Below are 17,536 nucleotides of genomic sequence, written 5' to 3' on the forward strand. Positions count from 1 at the left end.
CCGCCCGGCGGAAGGGGCCTTCTGCGTACCGGTCAGGCGCCTTCGACGCCGATCTCGAACGCCGAATCGGTGTCCGCCCGCGAGTAGGACCGGAACGCGATGTGCGTGACGGTGTCGAGTACCCCGCGGACCTTGCCGATCCGCCCGGGAATCAGGTCGGCCAGGTCCTCGTGCGCCTGCACCCGCACGGTGGCGATCAGGTCGACATCCCCGGCGCAGGAGTAGACCTCGCCGACCCCCTCGAGATCCGCGATCGCCTGCGCGGCCTCCGGAATCTCCTCGGCCTCTACGTTGACCAGCACGATCGCCGTGATCACAGCGTTCCTCCGCTCCCTGGGGACAACCCGATGAGCGCGATCGTAGCCGGGATCACCACCCGGCTCGCGGTTCCCGTCAGCCGGGGAGGTGCTCGAGCGTGCGGGCGTCGCTGACGCGGTCGAGCCAGGCCCGCCACCCGGCGATCGCGGTGGGTTCGGCCCAGGGACGGGTGGTGCGGACGAGCCGGACGCCGGGGCGGGCCAGCCAGCGCAGCAGGATGGCGACCTCCTCACCGGGGGCGCCGTGCAGCGGGCCCTCGCCGGGCAGCACCGTCTCGGCCGCAGCCACCAGCGCCTCGACCACCGGCATCGGGGGTACACCACGGCGGGCGACGCCGGCCGAGGCAAGCCTGCCGTGGCGGATCACGGTGAGTTCCCAGCCCCCGTTGCCGTCCGGGGCGGCGGCGATCAGCTCTGCGATCGCGGCGAGCGCGGCTTGCCGATGTGCCCTGCCGACGGCGCGGACGAGACCGGCCAGCTCGTCGCGGTGCTGCGCGGCCTGCTCGTAGTGCTGTGCTTCGGACAGCCGCTCCAGCCGGGCCGCTGCGAGGTGCAGTGGACGACCGTCCTGGCCGGCGATCAGGCCGCGGGTGGCCTCGACAGCAGGGGAGTACTCCGCCACGCTCTGCCGTCCCGCACACGGCGCACCGCAGCGTCCCAGCTCCGCCAGCACACACGGGGTGCCGTGCGCGGCGGTGGCCGAAATGCGTTGCGTACAGGTGCGTAGCCCGGTCGCATCGGCGAGAGTCTCGGCCGCGGTGCGTGCGTCGGCCTGGCTGCGAAACGGTCCGAGCGTGCCCGCCCGCGGCAGCCGTACCACCGAGAGCCGGGGGAATGCTTCGTCGGTGAGCCCTACCCACCACGCGTGGTGCGGGTTCTTCGAACGCCGGTTGTACGCCGGCCGGTGCGCCGCAATCAGCCGCAGCTCCCGGATCTCGGCCTCGAGAGAATGCGAGCACTCAACGGCGTCCACGCTCTCGGCCAGCGCCACCATCTCGCGGATCCGGCCGCGGCTTTCCGAACCGGTGAAGTACGTGCGCACACGCCTTCTCAGATCGCGCGCGGTGCCGACGTACAGCACTTCGCCGCCGGGCCCCTTGAACAGGTACACCCCCGGCCGCGCGGGCAGATCGGCGGCCAGATGCCGCTTGCGCCGTTGCGCGGGGGTGACTTCGGGCAAATAGTCGACCAGCTCCTCGACGGTGTGCACGCCGAGGTTGCCGACCCGCTCCAGCAGCGCGTGCAGCACGTCCACGGTGGCGCGTGCGTCGTCGAGCGCGCGGTGCGTCGGCCGGGTGCGCGCGCCGAGCAGCATTGCCAGCGACGACAGCCGGTAGCTGCGGGCCTCCTCCCGCGGGATCACCCGCCGGGCGAGCTTCACCGTGCAGACGACCGTGGCCCGCGGCCAGACGTAGCCGTGGCCTTCGCACGCAGCTTTCATGAACCCGGTGTCGAAGCCGGAGTTGTGCGCCACCAGCACGGCACCGGAGAGGAACTCCAGGAACGCGGGCAGCACCCGTTCGATGCGCGGGGCGTCGTAGACCATCGCCTGGGTGATCCCGGTCAGCTCCACGATCTGCGGCGGGATCGGCGCACCCGGGTTGACCAGCGTGGCGAACTCGCCCAGCACCCGTCCGCCGCGCACCTTGACCGCGCCGATCTCGGTGATCCCGTCCGGTCCCGGTTTGGTGCCGGTGGTCTCCAGGTCGAACACGACGAAGGTGGTGTCCCGCAACGGCGTGCCGAGCTCGTCGAACGCCAGTTGTGCCGGGGAGCGGTCCGGACGCGTCTCCATGATCGCGCACAGTAGGGCCGCCCACCGACATTCCCGGGCAGGCTGGTTCAGGACAGGTCGGAAAGGTCGAGCACGAAGCGGTACCGCACGTCGCCGCGGCCGAGCCGGTCCAGTGCCTCGCCGACCCGTGCGGACGGGAGGATTTCGACGTCGGCGGTCACGCCGTGGTCCGCGCAGAAGTCCAGCAGCTCCGCGGTCGCCGGACGGCCGCCGCTGCCTGCCGAGCCGAATTTCTTCCGCCCGATCAGCAGGTCCATCGCCTCGACGGTGACCGGGCCCAGGTACCCGACCATGCTGAGCGTCCCGTCCATCGCGACCATCCCCAGGTACGGCTTCAGCTCGTGCGCGACCGCGATGGTGTCCAGGACGACCTCGAACCGGTCTCGGGCGGCGGCCACCTGCTCCGGATCGGTCGACACGACGACATCCTTCGCGCCGAGTTGAAGTGCGTCGTTCGTCTTCTCCGCCGACCGGGTGAGCACTGTGACCTCCGCGCCGAGCGCCACGGCCAGCTTGACCGCCAGGTGCCCCAGCCCGCCGAGCCCGGCCACCGCGATCCGGGTGCCCGGCCCCACTCCCAGCGCGCGCAACGGTTCCCACACGGTGATCCCGGCGCAGAGCAGCGGTGCGGCGCCTGCCGGGTCGAGACCGGCGGGCAGCGGGTAGGCGAACGCGTCGCGGACGACGTATTCGCGGGAGTACCCGCCGAGCGTGGTCGAACCGTCGTGGCGATCGGTGCCCTGGTAGGTCAGCGTCGGGTACTCCCGGCAGAAGTTCTCCTGCCCGGCGCGACACGGCGGACAGCTGCCGCAGGAGTCGACGATGTTGCCGACCGCGACCGGGTCGCCGGGCCGGAACCGGGTGACGGCGGGCCCGGTTTCGGTCACCACACCGGTGAATTCGTGGCCGGGGACGAGCGGCGGCCGGTCGGGGGAGTGCCCGTTGAGTGCGTGCAGGTCGGTGTGGCAGACGCCGCAGTAATCCACTCGCACGGCGATGTCGTCGGCGCGCAGGTCCCGCCGCTCGAGGGCGGTCCGGTGCAGGACCACCGGGTCGCCGCCGGCCTGCCATCCGGTCGTGGTGCGCATCGCGGGATTCCTTTCAGACAGACTGTTCGGTTTATTTGACCGTAGCCTCCGTAGGGGAGGCAGCGCAAACCGACTGGTCTGTTGCTAGCGTGGGGGGATGCCTGCCCAGCCCCGCACCGCCCGCGGTGTCGCCACGCGAGAGCGCATCCTCGAAGTGGCGAGCCGGGAATTCGCCGAGTACGGCATCGCCGGCGCGCGCGTCGACCGGATCGTGGCCGCAGCGAGCACCAACAAGGCACAGCTCTACGCGTACTTCGGGAGCAAGGAAGGGCTGTTCGACACGCTCTTCGCCGAGTCGCTGGACTGGATCGTCGACGCCGCCCCGATCGGGGACGATCTCGCGGACTGGGCGGTCCGCCTCTACGACGAGTACCTGCGCCGTCCCGACCTCATCCGGCTGGCCACCTGGACCCGGCTCGAACGCCGTCCGGCCGGGCACCTGGTCGACGACGAGGGGGAGCGCAACGAGCACAAGGTGCGCGGTATCGCGGCGTCCCAGGAGGCGGGAACCGTGCGGCCGGGTGACCCGTTCGACGTGATGGCCATGGTCATCGCGATGTCCATGGCGTGGTCGCCGGTGAGCAATGTCTACGCAGCCACCGCCGAAGAGCCCGAAGAGGTGCACGAGCGGCGCCGCGCGCTGCTCCGGGAGAGCGTCCGCCGGGTGGTGGCGGCAGGCTGAACCGGATTCCGCACTGCTGGACCGGCGCGCGTTCCGCAGTGGTGGACCCGCTTGTCCCGCACTGCTGGACCGGCGCGTCCCGCACGGCGCACGATCCTGCGCCGGGGCCTACCCTGGACCAATGCACCCGCAGCCGGTGGAACCGGAGGAACCCGAGGAGGCCAAAGGCCCCTCGGCGGCTCCGGCGCGGGCGGAACCGGACGCCCCGGCCCCCGAGCCGGCGTCGTGGGTGAACCTGCCGGAGGCGGTGCGTGAGCGCATCGCCGAACTGGCCGCGGCGGCCGTCGCGAAGCTGCCGATCGCCGACGTGCCCCGGCAGTTGCGGCCGGTCGCGAAGTTCGCCCCGGCCAAACGCGCGAAGCTCGGTGGTACCGCGCTGCTGTCCGCACTCGGCGATTCGACCCAGTTCCGCATCGCGGTGCTCGAATGGCTGCGCGAGCATCGCACCGACGCCTTGGACCCGAACATCGCCGACTCGGTGGCTGCCGCAGCGGCGGCCGTGCTGCTCGGCGAGTCCAGCGCCGAGGGGCGGGTCCGGCTCGTTGCGAAGAACGCCGAGGAGACGGCGTTGCGCGCGGAGCGGGACGCCGTACTGGCCCGCAACCAACGGCTCGAGGCCGAAGTCGCGGAGCTGCGCGCGGAGCTCAAGCGAGCCCGCGAAGCCGCGGACAGTGCGCGTGGCGAGCGCGAGGGCGAGGTTGAGAAGCTGCTACGGCGGCTACGTGAGCAAGGTGTGCAGCTGCGGCAGGCGAAGGACGCGGCGGAGGCTGCGCGCGCCGAGCTGGCCGGAGGGGGAGCGGAGCGGCAGCGTGAGATCGAGGTGCTCACCGACCGTCTGGAACGGGAGCGAAAGCGCGTCGTGGCCGAACGGAGCCGGGCCGAACGCGCGGTCGCAGATGCGGAGATCGCCCGGCAGTCGGCCCGCGAGGCCCGTGAAGCCGACGAAGTCCGGCTGGCACTGCTCGTGGACACCATCGACGGTGCCGTGCACGGTCTGCGCCGGGAGCTGGCACTGGGCGACCGCGGTGCCCGCCCTGCCGACATGGTCGGCGGCGCGAGGTCCGGCCTCGGCCCCGGCGGGCGGATCCCGGACGTGGCTGCGCTCGACCGGCACCTCGCACTGCCGAACGTGCACCTGATCGTCGACGGCTACAACGTCACCAAGACCGGTTATCCCGAGCTGGCCTTGGCCGACCAGCGCGACCGGCTGGCACACCAGCTGTCCGCGCTGGCCGCACGCACGTCGGCGGAGGTGACTGTGGTGTTCGACGGCGCGGGCGTGCTGTCGGTACCGGCTTCGGTGCCACGCGGGGTGCGCGTGTTGTTCTCCGAACGCGGGGTGCTGGCCGATGACGTCATTCGCGCACTGGTGTCCGCCGAACCGAAGGGCCGTCCGATGGTCGTGGCGACGTCCGACCGGGCGGTCGCCGATTCGGTCCGCGCGAACGGCGCCCACCCCGTCCCGTCGGCGGTGCTGGTCAGCCGATTGGGTCGAGTCTGACCCGCAGGCGAGACGAGCACGCCGAAACTGTCGGTGGTGGTTCCTACCGTGCGAACGGGTGCTGATCCGGAAGCCCGATCCGGACGCCCGTGAACCGGAGGAGCCTGCGGTGGACGAGAACATCGAGCAAGCAACCGACGAGCCGACCACCACGCACCGCACGGTCGGTGCAGTGGGAGCAACGGCCGGACCGCCGTCGGCGGCCGGATCAGCCGCTGCCCAGGGGCCGCAACCCGAGGTCGGGCGGCAACCCGCGGTTGGCCCGCAAGCTGCCGTGGGGACGCGAGCTGCCGTGGGGCAGGACGACGCTGCCGGGCGGCAACCTGCCACCGGACCGCGCCATGCTGCTGCGCCACGACCCGCAGCTGGGCTGCGCGACGTTCCGGGGCCGCACGACGTTCCGGGGCCGCACGGCACTCCGGGACCGCACGGCACTCCTGGACCGCAGCCTGTCGCCGGGGTGCGTGGGGCGGTGGCGCAATCTGCGGTCCGGCGTCCGCGGCCGCCGGATCCCGGACATCGTCCGGTCGGGGCGGTCGACGTCGGGGCGGACGGTATCGGCACGCTCGTCATCGACTGCGACCGGTGTGCGGTGCGGGGCGCGGCGTGTCACGACTGCGTGGTGAGTGTGCTGCTCGGGCCTCCCGTCGGGGTGGTCTGGGACGCCGACGAACGGCGAGCCGTCGACGCACTCGCCGAGGCGGGGATGGTGCCTCGGCTGCGGCTGGTGCCGGCGTCCGACCGTAAGCCGGCGTGACTCGAGTGGGTGACGGCTGCTCGACGAGCGGTCGGGTCGGTGCGGTGAACGGTCCGTAATGATCCCGACTCCCAGCGCCAGCGCAGCGTATGACACTCGTCACATTCGGCTCCTTCGCTGGTCCGATGGTGTTTCCGGGAACTACGGAGAGTTTTTACGGGGGGTCCGGTGGACGAGCTCCTGGTCTTTTCGTAACCTGGCCGAGATCTCGCGACAGGTAGCCGCCCGCAGGGTGGCGACGCGGGATCGCCGCCGGGACGGCTTTGTCGGGGAGCCATTACCGGAACCACACCGTGCGTGGAAAGGCTGGTGCACTGCACCACGGCCGGAACACGGACGGCGCGGACGCTTGATGTTGAGGGCCCCCGACCTCTGCTGCTGCGTCGCGGTTCCGGAGACGGCGGCCCGACAGCAAAGGAGACCCGCGCGACCGTGCAGTCGCATCCAGTGAAGCGCGTGGTGTCAGGTGCCCTCGCAGCGGCGTCCGTGATCGCGGTCGTCACCGTGGCGCAACCAGCGGCCACCGCCACCGCCGCCCCCCTCCCCGCCCTCCAGACCCCGCCGGACTCCGGTTCGGACGCACTGGCCAAATACCGTGACCTCTCGGCACAGGCCGAGAAGGCGAACGAGGAACTCCTGAAGGCACAGGACGACCTCGCCGCCAAGCAGAAGGACCTCGACAAGGCCGGCGATGACGTGAACACCGCGCACTCGCAGTCCGCGAGCGCCGCCGCCGACGAGGCGAAGTACAAGGTCGATGTCGACAAGTTCGCCGGCGCGTCCTTCCTGTCCGGTGTGCAGATGAACAAGATGTCGGCGCTGCTGGCCGGTTCGTCCACGCAGGAATTCCTCGACCGCTCCGCCGCACTCGACCAGATCGCGTCCGAAAAGGACGCCGCGCTGCAGAAGCTCGCCGGTGCGGTCAAGCAGGCCAAGGACGCGGAAAAGCTCGCCTCGGATGCCGCGCAGCGGGCCACCGCGGCGCGGGACGGCGCGCAGAAGCTGACCAACGACATCAAGACCAAGAAGAAGACGCTCGACGACCAGATCGACCAGCTGAAGAAGACCGAGCCGTCGCTCAGCACGCTCGACCGGGCGCTGCGCGGCGACACCGGCGGCGAGGCGCCGACGAACATCAAGGCACCCGGTCCCGCCGCGCAGGCCGCGCTCGATGCCGCGCTCAGCAAGCTGGGCAGCCCCTACGTGTGGGGTGCCACCGGTCCGAACCAGTTCGACTGCTCGGGTCTGATGAAGTGGGCGTACGAGAAGGCCGGCATCTCGCTGCCGCGGTCGAGCAGTGCGCAGTCGACCTTCGGCACGGCGGTGCAGCGCAGCCAGCTGCAGCCGGGTGACCTGGTGTTCTACTACTCGCCGGTGTCGCATGTGGGGATGTACCTCGGCAACGGCAAGATGGTGCACGCGCCGACCTCCGGTGACGTCGTGAAGATCTCGCCGCTGCAGAGCCAGTACGTGGGTGCCCGCAGGGTGTCCTGAAGCACGTCCTCGACCGGGGCGGTACCGCACACGCGGTGCCGCCCCGTCGTCGTCTCCACCGGAAAGTAGCCTGCCAGTGTGCTGAGGACCCTGCTCGTGACCAACGACTTCCCGCCGCGGCCCGGTGGCATCCAGAACTACCTCAACTCGCTGGCCACCCGGCTGCCCGCGGACGAGCTCGTGGTCTACGCCCCCTCGTGGCAGGGCCGCAGCGGTTCGCACCCCGAATTCGACGCGGCGGCGCCGTTCGAGGTGGTGCGGCATCCGACGTCGCTGATGCTGCCGACGCCGGACGTGCTCCGCCGGGCGAAGGAGATCATGCGTGCCCGCGGTTGTACCGCGGTGTGGTTCGGCGCGGCCGCCCCGCTCGCCCTGCTGGCGCAGCCGCTGCGGCAGGCCGGCGCACGGCGCGTGGTGGCGTCGACGCACGGGCACGAGGTCGGCTGGTCGATGCTGCCCGGCTCGCGGCAGGCACTGCGCCGGATCGGCGACACGGTCGACGTCGTCACCTACGTCAGCAAGTACACCCGCCGCCGGTTCGCCGCGGCGTTCGGCCCGCGGGCCGGACTGGAGCTGCTGCCGAGCGGGGTGGACACCACGGTGTTCTCGCCGGATCCGGCTGCCCGCGCGGAGATCAGGGCCCGGCACGGTCTCGGTGACCGGCCGACCGTGGTGTGCGTTTCCCGGCTGGTGCCGCGCAAGGGCCAGGACATGCTCGTGCAGGCGCTGCCCGCGATCCGCGAGCGGGTGCCGGACGCGGCGCTGCTGCTGGTCGGCGGCGGTCCGCACGGCAAGCACCTGACCCAGCTGGCCGAGGCACGGGGCGTGGCCCGCGACGTCGTGCTCACCGGCTCGGTGCCGTGGGAGGAACTGCCCGCGCACTACAACGCCGGCGACGTGTTCGCGATGCCGGCCCGCACCCGCGGCAAGGGCCTGGACGTGGAAGGTCTCGGCATCGTCTACCTGGAGGCGTCGGCGACCGGTCTTCCGGTGGTGGCAGGCCGCTCCGGTGGCGCCCCGGAAACCGTGCTCGACGAGGTGACCGGCCACGTTGTCGACGGCCGCGATGTGGCCCAGCTGGCCGACACCCTCGCCGCGCTGCTGACCGACCGGGTCCGCGCCCGCCGCATGGGCGAGGCAGGCCGCGCCTGGGTTTCCGAACACTGGCGCTGGGACACGATGGCGCGGCGGCTTTCGACGCTGCTGGAGGGAGCACCGGTCGCCGCGGTCCGCTGAGCCTGCGGTCTGCCCCCTGCCGGTGGTGCCAGGTCCACGGTCAGGGTTGTGTCCGTTGTGGATGGTTGCGCCGGTCGGTCTCCGTCCCCGCGACCTTCGGTGCTGCTCGGCGGCGTTCTGGTCGACTTCGAACGCACCGAAGGTGTTGCTTTCGGTGTCGAGAAAGTAGCCCTGCCAGCTCCGTCCGGGATGCGGCGCGTTCGATGTCGTCAGCTTGAATCTCGAGATACATCGGTTCTCCCGAGCAGGTAACGGGCTCTTGCACCTCGACCGTGATCGGCGCACGCTGGCCCCGCCATCAGGGTTCGTAGACCGCGGGGTGGCGGGGGTCGTCCACGCGGACCACGACGTCGGCAAGTGCGCTCGGGTCCACCTCGGCCTCGTACCGCTCGTACGCCGGCACGGCCCAACCCCGGTCTTCGGGCACCCGCCGGCGTAGCGCGGGCGGGGAGAGCCACAGGTGCACCACGAAGTCGAAGGCGAGCCCGGCACCGAGCAGGAACTCCCCGTCGACCAGCACTACGCCGCCGTCCGGGAGCGGTACCCGGGGCAGCCGGGTTGCGCGGTCGCGGGCTGGATCCCACAGCGCGGGCAGGACTTCGCCGGTGCCGTGCTCGCCGAGCGGGTCCAGTACTTCCCGGCGCAGGCCGCCGACGTCGAGCCAGTCCGTGTAGCGCGCGTCCGGATCGTGCTTCCCGTGTTCGAATCGCAGCGACGCCGGGCGCAGGAAACCGCGGGCAGGCACCCGCAGTGTTGCCCTGCCCAGCGTCCGCAGCGGGTCGACGAGGGAGTCGGCCAGTGCGGCAGCCGCGGTCGCGTCGTCCGCGCCGTCGACGGCGACCGCGATCCGGCGGCGGTGGGTGAGCGCGGCGATGCGGTCGGTCAGCTCGGCCGTCAATACGTCGGGGGAAATCGGGCGATAGCGCACACTTCATGGTCCCGCACCGGTTTTCGTCGGTGTCCGGTGCCATCATGGCGGTATGGCCGACGAGGCGGGCAAGACCGCACGAAGTGGTTGGGAGATAGGGGTTTCCCGCACGCTGCCGTATCCGGGCAGCAGGCTGTGGGAGTTCCTGCTGGGCAGGGAGGGGCTGGAGATCTGGCTCGGTCCCGGCGTCGAGCTGCCGCGGCAACGGGGCGCGGGCTACGAGACCGCGAACGGCACCAGCGGCCAGATCCGCAGCTTCCACGAGGGCAGCCGGGTGCGGCTGACCTGGCGGCCCAAGGACTGGGACCACGACTCCACCGTGCAGCTCACCGTCGTCGACCTCGGCAAGCGGGCCACCGTCAAGATCCACCAGGAGTGGCTTGCGGACGCGGCGGAGCGCACCGAGGCGCGGGCATACTGGCAGGACGTGATCGAGCGTGTCGAAGCCGCACTGGCCGAGCGCTGAGGACGACCGACACCCGGGAGGCCGGTTTGAGCGTCGAGGAAATCCCCGCCATCGATGAGCGGTTCATGCAGCACACGCACGAGTGGCTGGCGGAGCAGCGCGGCCCGGTGTGCCCGGTCCACACGGCTTGGGGCTGGCCGTCCTACCTGATCACCGGCTACGAGGACGCCAGGGCGGCGCTCACCGATCCGCGGGTGAGCAAGAACAACCAGGGTGCCCACGAGCTGATGGCCGCGAAGCTCGGCGAGGAGAACCTGGGTGCCGGCTTCGGTGAGCTGCTCAGCGCGAACATGCTGAACAGCGATCCGCCGGACCACACACGCCTGCGCAAGCTGGTGAACAAGGCGTTCACCAGCCGGACGGTCGCGCGGCTGCGGCCGCGGGTCGAGGAGATCACCGGCGAGCTGCTGGACGAGATGGCGCGGCACGAGCAGCTGGACCTGATGGCCGCGTTCGCCCTGCCGCTGCCGATCACGGTGATCTGTGAGCTGCTCGGGGTGCGCCCCGAGGACCGCGGCGAGTTCTCCGGCTGGTCGAACACCCTGCTCTCGGGCGGCGGCGAGGAACCGGCCGTGATCGAGGACGCGGCCGCCCGGATGCAGGGCTACCTCGTGAAGCTGGTCGAGGACAAGCGCGTCGAACCGGCCGAGGACCTGCTGTCGGAACTCGTGCAGGCCACCGACGAGGGTGACGCGCTCAGCGAGCAGGAACTGGTCGGGATGGCGTTCCTGCTGCTCGTCGCGGGCCACGAGACCACGGTGAACCTGATCGGCAACGCCACGCTCGCCCTGCTGCGGGCCCCGGACCAGGCGGCGAAGCTGCGTGCCGAACCGAGCCTGCTGCCCGGCGCGGTGGAGGAGTTCCTGCGCTTCGACGGGCCGATCAACATCGCGACGATCCGCTACACCACCGAGGACGTGGCGGTCGGCGGCACCACGATCCCGGCAGGCGAGTTCGTCCGCGTCTCGCTGCTCGCGGCGAACCGCGACGAGGGCCGGTTCCCCGATCCGGCCGACCTCGACGTCACCCGTCCGGCAGGCGGGCACCTCGCGTTCGGCCACGGCATCCACTACTGCGTCGGCGCCCCGCTGGCCAGGCTCGAGGCGGAGGTCGCGCTGGGCAGCCTGCTGAACCGGTTCCCCGATTTGGCGCTGGCCGTGCCGGAGGAGCAGCTGCGGTACCGCTCGAGCACGCTGGTGCACGGTCTGCGCGAACTGCCCGTGCGGCTGGGGGCGGCGCGCCGGTAGCGACAGTCACATCCACCCGCTGCGGCGGGTGGTTAGGGTCGGCGCGTGGATCCCGCCGACCTGCTCGCCCTCGACGCCGCCCACGTCTGGCATCCCTATGCCCCGATGCCGGGCAAGGTGCCGCCGCTGCTGGTCACCGAGGCGAGCGGCGTGCGGCTGCGGCTGGCCGACGGCCGGGAGCTGGTCGACGGCATGTCGTCCTGGTGGGCGGCGGTGCACGGCTACCGGCACCCGGTGCTCGACGCGGCACTCACCGAACAAGCCGGCCGGATGAGCCACGTGATGTTCGGCGGGCTCACCCACGAGCCGGCGATCACGCTCGCGAGGACCCTCGTCGAGGTCACCCCGGACGGGCTGGAGCACGTGTTCCTGTGTGACTCCGGTTCGGTGTCGGTCGAGGTCGCGGTCAAGATGTGCCTGCAGTACCAGCGTTCGCGCGGGCTGGCAGGCAAGCGGCGGCTGCTCACCTGGCGCGGCGGCTACCACGGCGACACCTTCACGCCGATGAGCGTCTGCGACCCGGACGGCGGCATGCACTCGCTGTGGCGCGGGGTGCTGCCGGAACAGGTGTTCGTGCCCGCACCGCCGTCCGGATTCGCCGAGCCGCCGGATCAGTCCTATGTGGACGAGCTGGCGAGCACGCTGGAGCGGCACGCGCACGAGCTGGCCGCGGTGATCGTGGAACCGGTGGTGCAGGGGGCGGGCGGAATGCGCTTCCACCACCCCGGGTACCTGCGGGCCCTGCGTGAGCTGACGCGGGAACACGACGTACTGCTCATCTTCGACGAGATCGCCACCGGTTTCGGCCGTACCGGGCGGATGTTCGCGGCCGGGCACGCCGGGGTGAGCCCCGACGTGCTGTGCCTCGGCAAGGCGCTGACCGGCGGCTACCTCACGATGGCCGCCGCGCTGTGCACGCCGCGGATCGCCGACGGCATCACCAGGGGCGAGCTGCCGGTGCTCGCGCACGGGCCGACGTTCATGGGCAACCCGCTGGCCGCCGCGGTCGCGAACGCGTCGCTCGGCCTGCTCGCCGACGGCGGCTGGGCGACCGACGTCGCGCGGATCGAGGCCGGCCTGCGCAGCGGACTGGACCCGGCACGCGACGTGGCGAACGTGACCGATGTGCGGGTGCTCGGCGCGATCGGCGTGCTGGAACTCGACCACGACGTGGACATGGGCGTGGCGACGGACGTGGCGGCCGCACACGGGGTGTGGCTGCGGCCGTTCCGGAATCTCGTCTACGCGATGCCGCCATACCTCACTGGCGACGCCGACCTGGCCGCGATCACCTCCGCGATGCTCGAGGTGGCCCGGAAAGCGTGAATTCACCGGAAAGCAGCGGACGCGCCGGGCCGGACGCGAGGAGTCGTCCGCGGCTGGCGGAAAATACCCGTCACCCCGGCGGACCAGCCGGCCCTGCGCAACGTGGGGCAGCAACTCGCGCACCTGCGTGCGCACCCGGTGGTGGCGGCCCCAGTCCGGCCCGATCCAGCCTGCCCTGCAATCCACGTCTTGACGATCTACGCAACCGGAAAGTGGGAGATCCAATACAAATTCACTCTACGGTATGAGGCATAGCGGACATTTCACGCGTTCCCAGGTTTCCTGGTGATCATGAGACGTCTAGCCGTGCTTCGCCACGACGTACCCGCCTCGCTCGTGGTTTTTCTTGTCGCTGTGCCGCTTTCCCTCGGGATCGCGCTCGCCTCCGGGGCGCCGATCGTCGCGGGGCTGATCGCCGCGGTCGTGGGCGGGGTGGTCGCCGGGCTGCTCGGTGGCTCCCCGCTGCAGGTCAGCGGGCCCGCGGCGGGGCTGACCGTGTTGATGGCGGAGACCATCGAAACGTTCGGGTGGCAGGTCACCTGCCTGATCAGCATGCTCGCCGGTGCGCTGCAGCTGCTGCTCGGACTGAGCCGGGTCGCCAGGGCCGCGCTCGCCATCTCGCCTGCCATCGTGCACGGCATGCTCGCCGGGATCGGCGTGACGATCGTGCTCGGCCAGCTGCACGTCGTGCTCGGCGGGAGCGCGCAGAGTTCGGCACTGGAGAACATCGCCGAACTGCCCGGCCAGATCGTTGCCCACCACGACGCGGCCGCGGCGATCGGCCTGCTCACCATCGCCATCCTGCTGATCTGGCCGAAGCTGCCCGCGGCCGTGCGCAAGGTGCCCGGTCCGCTCGCCGCGATCGCGATCGCCACCGGCGTCTCGCTGCTCGCGGGCATGACCCTGCCGCGCGTGGAGCTTTCGGGCGATCTGCTGCAGATCCGCTTCGCGCCCGAGCTGCCCGGCGGCGGCTGGGTGGACGTGGTGGTCGCCGCCATCACCATCGCGCTGATCGCCAGCGTGGAAAGCCTGCTTTCCGCGGTCGCGGTCGACAAACTGCAGAACGGCCCGCGTGCGAACCTCGACCGGGAGCTGCTCGGCCAGGGCGCGGCGAACATGGTGTCCGGTGCACTCGGCGGGCTGCCGGTGACCGGGGTGATCGTGCGCAGTTCCACCAACGTCGCGGCCGGTGCGCGCACCCGGGCTTCGGCAGTGCTGCACGGGGTCTGGGTGCTCGTGTTCGTGGTCGCGCTCGCCGGGGTGCTCGGCAGCATCCCGCTCGCCGCACTCGCCGGTCTGCTCGTGCACGTGGGCGCCAAGCTGGTCAATCCGGCGCACCTGCGGCAGGTGCTGCGGCACGGCGATCTGCCGCTGTACCTGGTGACGCTCGGTGGCGTGGTCGTGTTCGACCTGCTCACCGGCGTGCTCGCGGGGGTCGTGCTCGCGGTGCTGCTGATGGTGCGCCGCACCGTGTGGTCCGGCATCCACGTCGAACAGCACGGCAGTGAATGGCGGGTGGTCGTCGAAGGCGTGCTCACCTTCCTGTCCGTGCCGCGGTTGACGAAGGTGCTCGGCTCGGTCCCGGAACGTGCGACGGTCACCCTGGACCTGGTGGTCGACTACCTGGACCACGCGGCCTTCGAGAGCCTGACCACCTGGCAGCAGGCGCACGAACGAGCCGGTGGCGTGGTGACCGTCGACGAGGTCGGGCATCCGTGGTTCGGCAAGGGCAAGGAGGGCAGCCCGACGCTGCGGCGGAATGCGGCCGCCAGTGCCGTGCCGCGCTGGCTCGCGCCGTGGTCCGCGTGGCAGGCAGTGGACGTGGCGCTGCCGGGGCAGCGGACCCACCGGGGTGCCACCGAGTTCCAGCGCCGCGCCGCACCACTGCTCAAGGACACCCTCAGCGGGCTGGCGAACGGCCAGCAGCCGCACACGCTGTTCATCACGTGCGGCGATTCGCGGATCGTGCCGAACCTGATCACCACGTCCGGGCCGGGTGATCTGTTCACCATCCGCAACATCGGCAATCTGGTACCGCCTGCGCAGGCCGATCCGTCGATGAACGCGTCGATCGAGTTCGCGGTGGGCGTGCTCGGCGTGCGGGAGATCGTGGTCTGCGGGCATTCCTCGTGCGGTGCGATGGGTGCGCTCGCCGAGGGTGCGCCGCCGGGCACCGCGCTGGCCGCCTGGCTGGCGCACGCCGAACCGAGCAAGCACAGCAGCGGCCCGGTGACTCTCGACGGGCAGCTGCCGGCCGGGGAGCGGGACCGGCTCGCCCTGCACAACGTGCTGCAGCAGCTCGACCACCTGCGCGAGTATCCGCTGGTCGCCGACGCCGAGGCGCGCGGTGAACTGCTGCTGAGCGGACTGTACTTCGACGTCGGCGCCGCACAGGTGTATCTGTCCGGTCCGAAGCGGGGCGCATTCGTGTCCGCGGGGTCGCCGGCCCCGTCGTTGCCCGCCCCGACCGGTGGGTGATCCAGGACGGGCGTGGTGCCCGCCGGGTGCGGGTGACTAAGTTGGTGGCCCGTGACCATGCTCGTGATGACGGGGACCGGGACCGGGGTCGGCAAGACGATCGCCACCGCGGCGATCGCGGCGCTGGCGCTCGAGCGGGGACAGCGCGTTGCGGTGCTCAAACCGGCGCAGACCGGGGTGGCACCGGGCGAGGCGGGCGATCTGGACGAGATCGTGCGGCTGGCAGGCAAGCGCGTCACCACCAGGGAGCTGCGCCGGTACCCGGACCCGTTGTCCCCGGAGGCCGCGGCCCGGCGCAGCGGCCTGCCGGCACTCGGTCCCGGTGAGGCCGCCGCCGCGGTGAGCGAACTCGACGACGGGCACGACCTGACGATCGTCGAGGGCGCGGGCGGCCTGCTGGTCCGGTTCGACGCACAGGGCAGCGGGCTTGCCGACGTGGCGTGGTCGCTGGGCGCGCCGGTGGTGATCGTCGCCGGGGCCGAGCTCGGCACGCTCAACGCGACCGCACTCACCGCCGAGGTCGCCACCCGGCGCGGGCTGAACGTGGTCGGCGTGGTGATCGGCTCCTGGCCCGCTGAACCGGACCTGGCCGCCGGTGAGAACCTGACCGACCTGCCGGTCGCCGCGGGGGCGCCGCTGCTCGGCGTACTGCCTGCCGGGCTCGGGCAGGCCGGGCACGATGCGTTCGTCGACCGGGCGCGGCTCGGCCTCTCCCCGTGGTTCGGCGGGGAGTTCGACCCGGAGGCCTTCGCCGCCACGGTGGCCCGCCGGACGTGAGCAGAGTCGCATCCGGGTCCCGGCAGGCTCGGGCACCATGGCACCGGTCCGCACCCCACCCGAAGGAGAAACCGTGACCGCAGTCCCGGAGACCACCGGCCCCGACCTCGGCGACGTGCTCGCCGTGGCCCGCGAGCAGGTGCTCGGCCGCGGGGAGGGGCTGTCCGAGCAGCAGGTGCTCGCCGTGCTGCAGCTGCCGGACGAGCGGCTGTCCGAGGCGCTGCAGCTCGCGCACGAGGTGCGGATGCGCTGGTGCGGTCCGGAGGTCGAGGTCGAGGGGATCGTCAGCCTGAAGACCGGCGGCTGCCCGGAGGACTGCCACTTCTGCTCGCAGTCCGGCCGGTTCCCGACGCCGGTGCGTTCGGCGTGGCTGGACATCCCCGGCCTGGTGAAGGCCGCCCGGCAGACCGCGGAGACCGGGGCGACCGAATTCTGCATCGTCGCCGCCGTGCGCGGGCCGGACGCGCGGCTGCTGGCGCAGGTCCGCCAGGGCGTCGAAGCGATCCGCGCGGACGGCAACGACATCCAGATCGCCTGCTCGCTCGGCATGCTCACGCAGGAGCAGGTGGACGAGCTGGTCGAGATGGGCGTGCACCGCTACAACCACAACCTGGAGACGGCTCGTTCGCACTTCCCCGAAGTGGTCACCACGCATTCCTGGGAAGAGCGCTGGGACACCCTGCGGATGGTCGCCGAAGCGGGTATGGAGGTCTGCTGCGGTGGCATCGTCGGGATGGGGGAGACGGTCGCGCAGCGCGCCGAGTTCGCCGTGCAGCTGGCACAGCTGAGCCCGCACGAGGTGCCGATGAACTTCCTCATCCCGCAGCCGGGCACGCCGTATGAGAACTACGAGATCGTCGAGGGCAAGGACGCGCTGCGCACCGTCGCGGCCTTCCGGCTCGCCATGCCGCGCACGATGCTGCGGTTTGCCGGCGGCCGGGAGCTGACCCTCGGCGACCTCGGCGCGGAGCAGGGCATGCTCGGCGGCATCAACGCGATCATCGTCGGCAACTACCTGACCAACCTCGGCCGCCCGGCCGCCGCGGACCTGGAGATGCTCGCCGAGCTGAAGATGCCGGTGAAGGCGCTCAGTGACAGCCTCTGAACCCGACCAACCGGACCCCGGCCAACCGACCCGGCCCGCCCGACCGGAACAATCCGGGCTGTCGAGCCGGCCGGGACAGCCCGAACCGCAGGGTCAACCGGGACGGTCCGAGTGTCCCGGCGAATCGCAACCGTCCGGTCAGTCCGGCTACTGTGTCCACTGTGGACGCGCCGCGGGCGGTGCCGGGCACACGGCCTGCCACACCCCGCGTACGGCGCTGGAACCGCCGCGGTTCTGCCGGTTCTGTGCGCGCCGGATGGTGGTGCAGGTGACGCCGCTCGGGTGGAGCGCACGGTGCAGCCGGCATGGGGAGACCGCCGGCGGGTGAACCGCGAGTGA

Annotated in this window: 15 protein-coding genes and 1 pseudogene; 12 read left to right on the forward strand and 4 right to left on the reverse strand. The window is 71.6% G+C overall.

The features are described 5' to 3' along the window. Positions 1 to 32 precede the first annotated feature (32 nt). The 3 genes from ABD793_RS36495 to ABD793_RS36505 form a co-directional block, all read right to left on the reverse strand. Positions 33 to 317: an Lrp/AsnC family transcriptional regulator gene (locus tag ABD793_RS36495; RefSeq protein ID WP_344867996.1), complete on the reverse strand. Its 285-nt coding sequence runs from the start codon at positions 315 to 317 to the stop codon at positions 33 to 35. Between the two features lie 76 nt (positions 318 to 393). After that, entirely contained in the window at positions 394 to 2,112 is a 1,719-nt protein-coding gene (locus ABD793_RS36500; RefSeq protein WP_344867997.1) for a DEDD exonuclease domain-containing protein, read from the reverse strand. A gap of 47 nt (positions 2,113 to 2,159) precedes the next feature. Next, positions 2,160 to 3,200: an NAD(P)-dependent alcohol dehydrogenase gene (locus ABD793_RS36505; RefSeq protein ID WP_344867998.1), complete on the reverse strand. Its 1,041-nt coding sequence runs from the start codon at positions 3,198 to 3,200 to the stop codon at positions 2,160 to 2,162. A 97-nt stretch (positions 3,201 to 3,297) separates the two neighbouring features. Here ABD793_RS36505 and ABD793_RS36510 point away from each other — a divergent pair, with 97 nt between their 5' ends. The 5 genes from ABD793_RS36510 (at position 3,298) to ABD793_RS36530 (ending at position 8,870) form a co-directional block, all read left to right on the forward strand. Beyond that, a complete protein-coding gene (locus tag ABD793_RS36510; protein ID WP_344868000.1) occupies positions 3,298 to 3,882 on the forward strand; it encodes a TetR/AcrR family transcriptional regulator in 585 nt (194 codons plus the stop codon). A gap of 121 nt (positions 3,883 to 4,003) precedes the next feature. Continuing rightward, the gene (locus ABD793_RS36515; protein WP_344868001.1) at positions 4,004 to 5,383 is read left to right on the forward strand and encodes an NYN domain-containing protein; all 1,380 of its coding nucleotides are present in this window, start codon (positions 4,004 to 4,006) and stop codon (positions 5,381 to 5,383) included. Between the two features lie 556 nt (positions 5,384 to 5,939). After that, positions 5,940 to 6,140 carry a hypothetical protein gene (locus ABD793_RS36520; protein WP_344868102.1) on the forward strand — a complete coding sequence of 67 codons (201 nt, stop codon included), beginning with the start codon at positions 5,940 to 5,942 and terminating at the stop codon, positions 6,138 to 6,140. A 432-nt stretch (positions 6,141 to 6,572) separates the two neighbouring features. Further along, entirely contained in the window at positions 6,573 to 7,634 is a 1,062-nt protein-coding gene (locus ABD793_RS36525) for a C40 family peptidase (protein WP_344868002.1), read from the forward strand. Positions 7,635 to 7,712: 78 nt separating this feature from the next. After that, complete coding sequence (locus ABD793_RS36530) at positions 7,713 to 8,870, forward strand: glycosyltransferase family 4 protein (RefSeq protein ID WP_344868003.1); 1,158 nt, start codon at positions 7,713 to 7,715, stop codon at positions 8,868 to 8,870. Positions 8,871 to 9,168: 298 nt separating this feature from the next. Here ABD793_RS36530 and ABD793_RS36535 read toward each other — a convergent pair whose 3' ends face one another. Beyond that, complete coding sequence (locus ABD793_RS36535) at positions 9,169 to 9,798, reverse strand: nucleoside/nucleotide kinase family protein (protein WP_344868004.1); 630 nt, start codon at positions 9,796 to 9,798, stop codon at positions 9,169 to 9,171. 52 nt (positions 9,799 to 9,850) lie between these two features. Between ABD793_RS36535 and ABD793_RS36540 the strand changes: the two genes are divergently transcribed. From ABD793_RS36540 to bsaP, 7 genes and pseudogenes are all read left to right on the forward strand, one after another. Next, on the forward strand, positions 9,851 to 10,264 hold the full coding sequence (locus ABD793_RS36540) for an SRPBCC domain-containing protein (RefSeq protein ID WP_344868005.1): 414 nt from the start codon (positions 9,851 to 9,853) through the stop codon (positions 10,262 to 10,264). A gap of 26 nt (positions 10,265 to 10,290) precedes the next feature. Further along, on the forward strand, positions 10,291 to 11,511 hold the full coding sequence (locus ABD793_RS36545; protein ID WP_344868007.1) for a cytochrome P450 family protein: 1,221 nt from the start codon (positions 10,291 to 10,293) through the stop codon (positions 11,509 to 11,511). 45 nt (positions 11,512 to 11,556) lie between these two features. Further along, positions 11,557 to 12,837, forward strand: coding sequence for an adenosylmethionine--8-amino-7-oxononanoate transaminase (locus ABD793_RS36550; RefSeq protein ID WP_344868009.1), 1,281 nt, complete (start codon positions 11,557 to 11,559; stop codon positions 12,835 to 12,837). A gap of 291 nt (positions 12,838 to 13,128) precedes the next feature. Beyond that, positions 13,129 to 15,315, forward strand: coding sequence for a bifunctional SulP family inorganic anion transporter/carbonic anhydrase (locus ABD793_RS36555; RefSeq protein WP_344868011.1), 2,187 nt, complete (start codon positions 13,129 to 13,131; stop codon positions 15,313 to 15,315). Positions 15,316 to 15,372: 57 nt separating this feature from the next. After that, entirely contained in the window at positions 15,373 to 16,092 is a 720-nt protein-coding gene (gene bioD, locus ABD793_RS36560; RefSeq protein ID WP_344868103.1) for a dethiobiotin synthase, read from the forward strand. A gap of 73 nt (positions 16,093 to 16,165) precedes the next feature. Further along, entirely contained in the window at positions 16,166 to 17,197 is a 1,032-nt protein-coding gene (bioB, locus tag ABD793_RS36565; RefSeq protein WP_425548833.1) for a biotin synthase BioB, read from the forward strand. A 148-nt stretch (positions 17,198 to 17,345) separates the two neighbouring features. Further along, positions 17,346 to 17,525: pseudogene (gene bsaP, locus ABD793_RS36570) on the forward strand (biotin synthase auxiliary protein BsaP); the annotation flags it as partial. Between the last annotated feature and the right edge of the window lie 11 nt (positions 17,526 to 17,536).

The organism is Amycolatopsis ultiminotia (assembly GCF_039536925.1).
GTDB lineage: Bacteria > Actinomycetota > Actinomycetes > Mycobacteriales > Pseudonocardiaceae > Amycolatopsis > Amycolatopsis ultiminotia.

What these genes read in the sequence shown, in the direction of transcription:
- bioD (WP_344868103.1), top strand. Translation starts at nt 15,373, where the DNA reads ATGCTCGTGATGACGGGGACCGGGACCGGGGTCGGCAAGACGATCGCC.
- ABD793_RS36540 (WP_344868005.1), top strand. Translation starts at nt 9,851, where the DNA reads ATGGCCGACGAGGCGGGCAAGACCGCACGAAGTGGTTGGGAGATAGGG.
- ABD793_RS36515 (WP_344868001.1), top strand. Translation starts at nt 4,004, where the DNA reads ATGCACCCGCAGCCGGTGGAACCGGAGGAACCCGAGGAGGCCAAAGGC.
- ABD793_RS36555 (WP_344868011.1), top strand. Translation starts at nt 13,129, where the DNA reads ATGAGACGTCTAGCCGTGCTTCGCCACGACGTACCCGCCTCGCTCGTG.
- ABD793_RS36500 (WP_344867997.1), bottom strand. Translation starts at nt 2,112, where the DNA reads ATGGAGACGCGTCCGGACCGCTCCCCGGCACAACTGGCGTTCGACGAG.
- ABD793_RS36510 (WP_344868000.1), top strand. Translation starts at nt 3,298, where the DNA reads ATGCCTGCCCAGCCCCGCACCGCCCGCGGTGTCGCCACGCGAGAGCGC.
- ABD793_RS36505 (WP_344867998.1), bottom strand. Translation starts at nt 3,200, where the DNA reads ATGCGCACCACGACCGGATGGCAGGCCGGCGGCGACCCGGTGGTCCTG.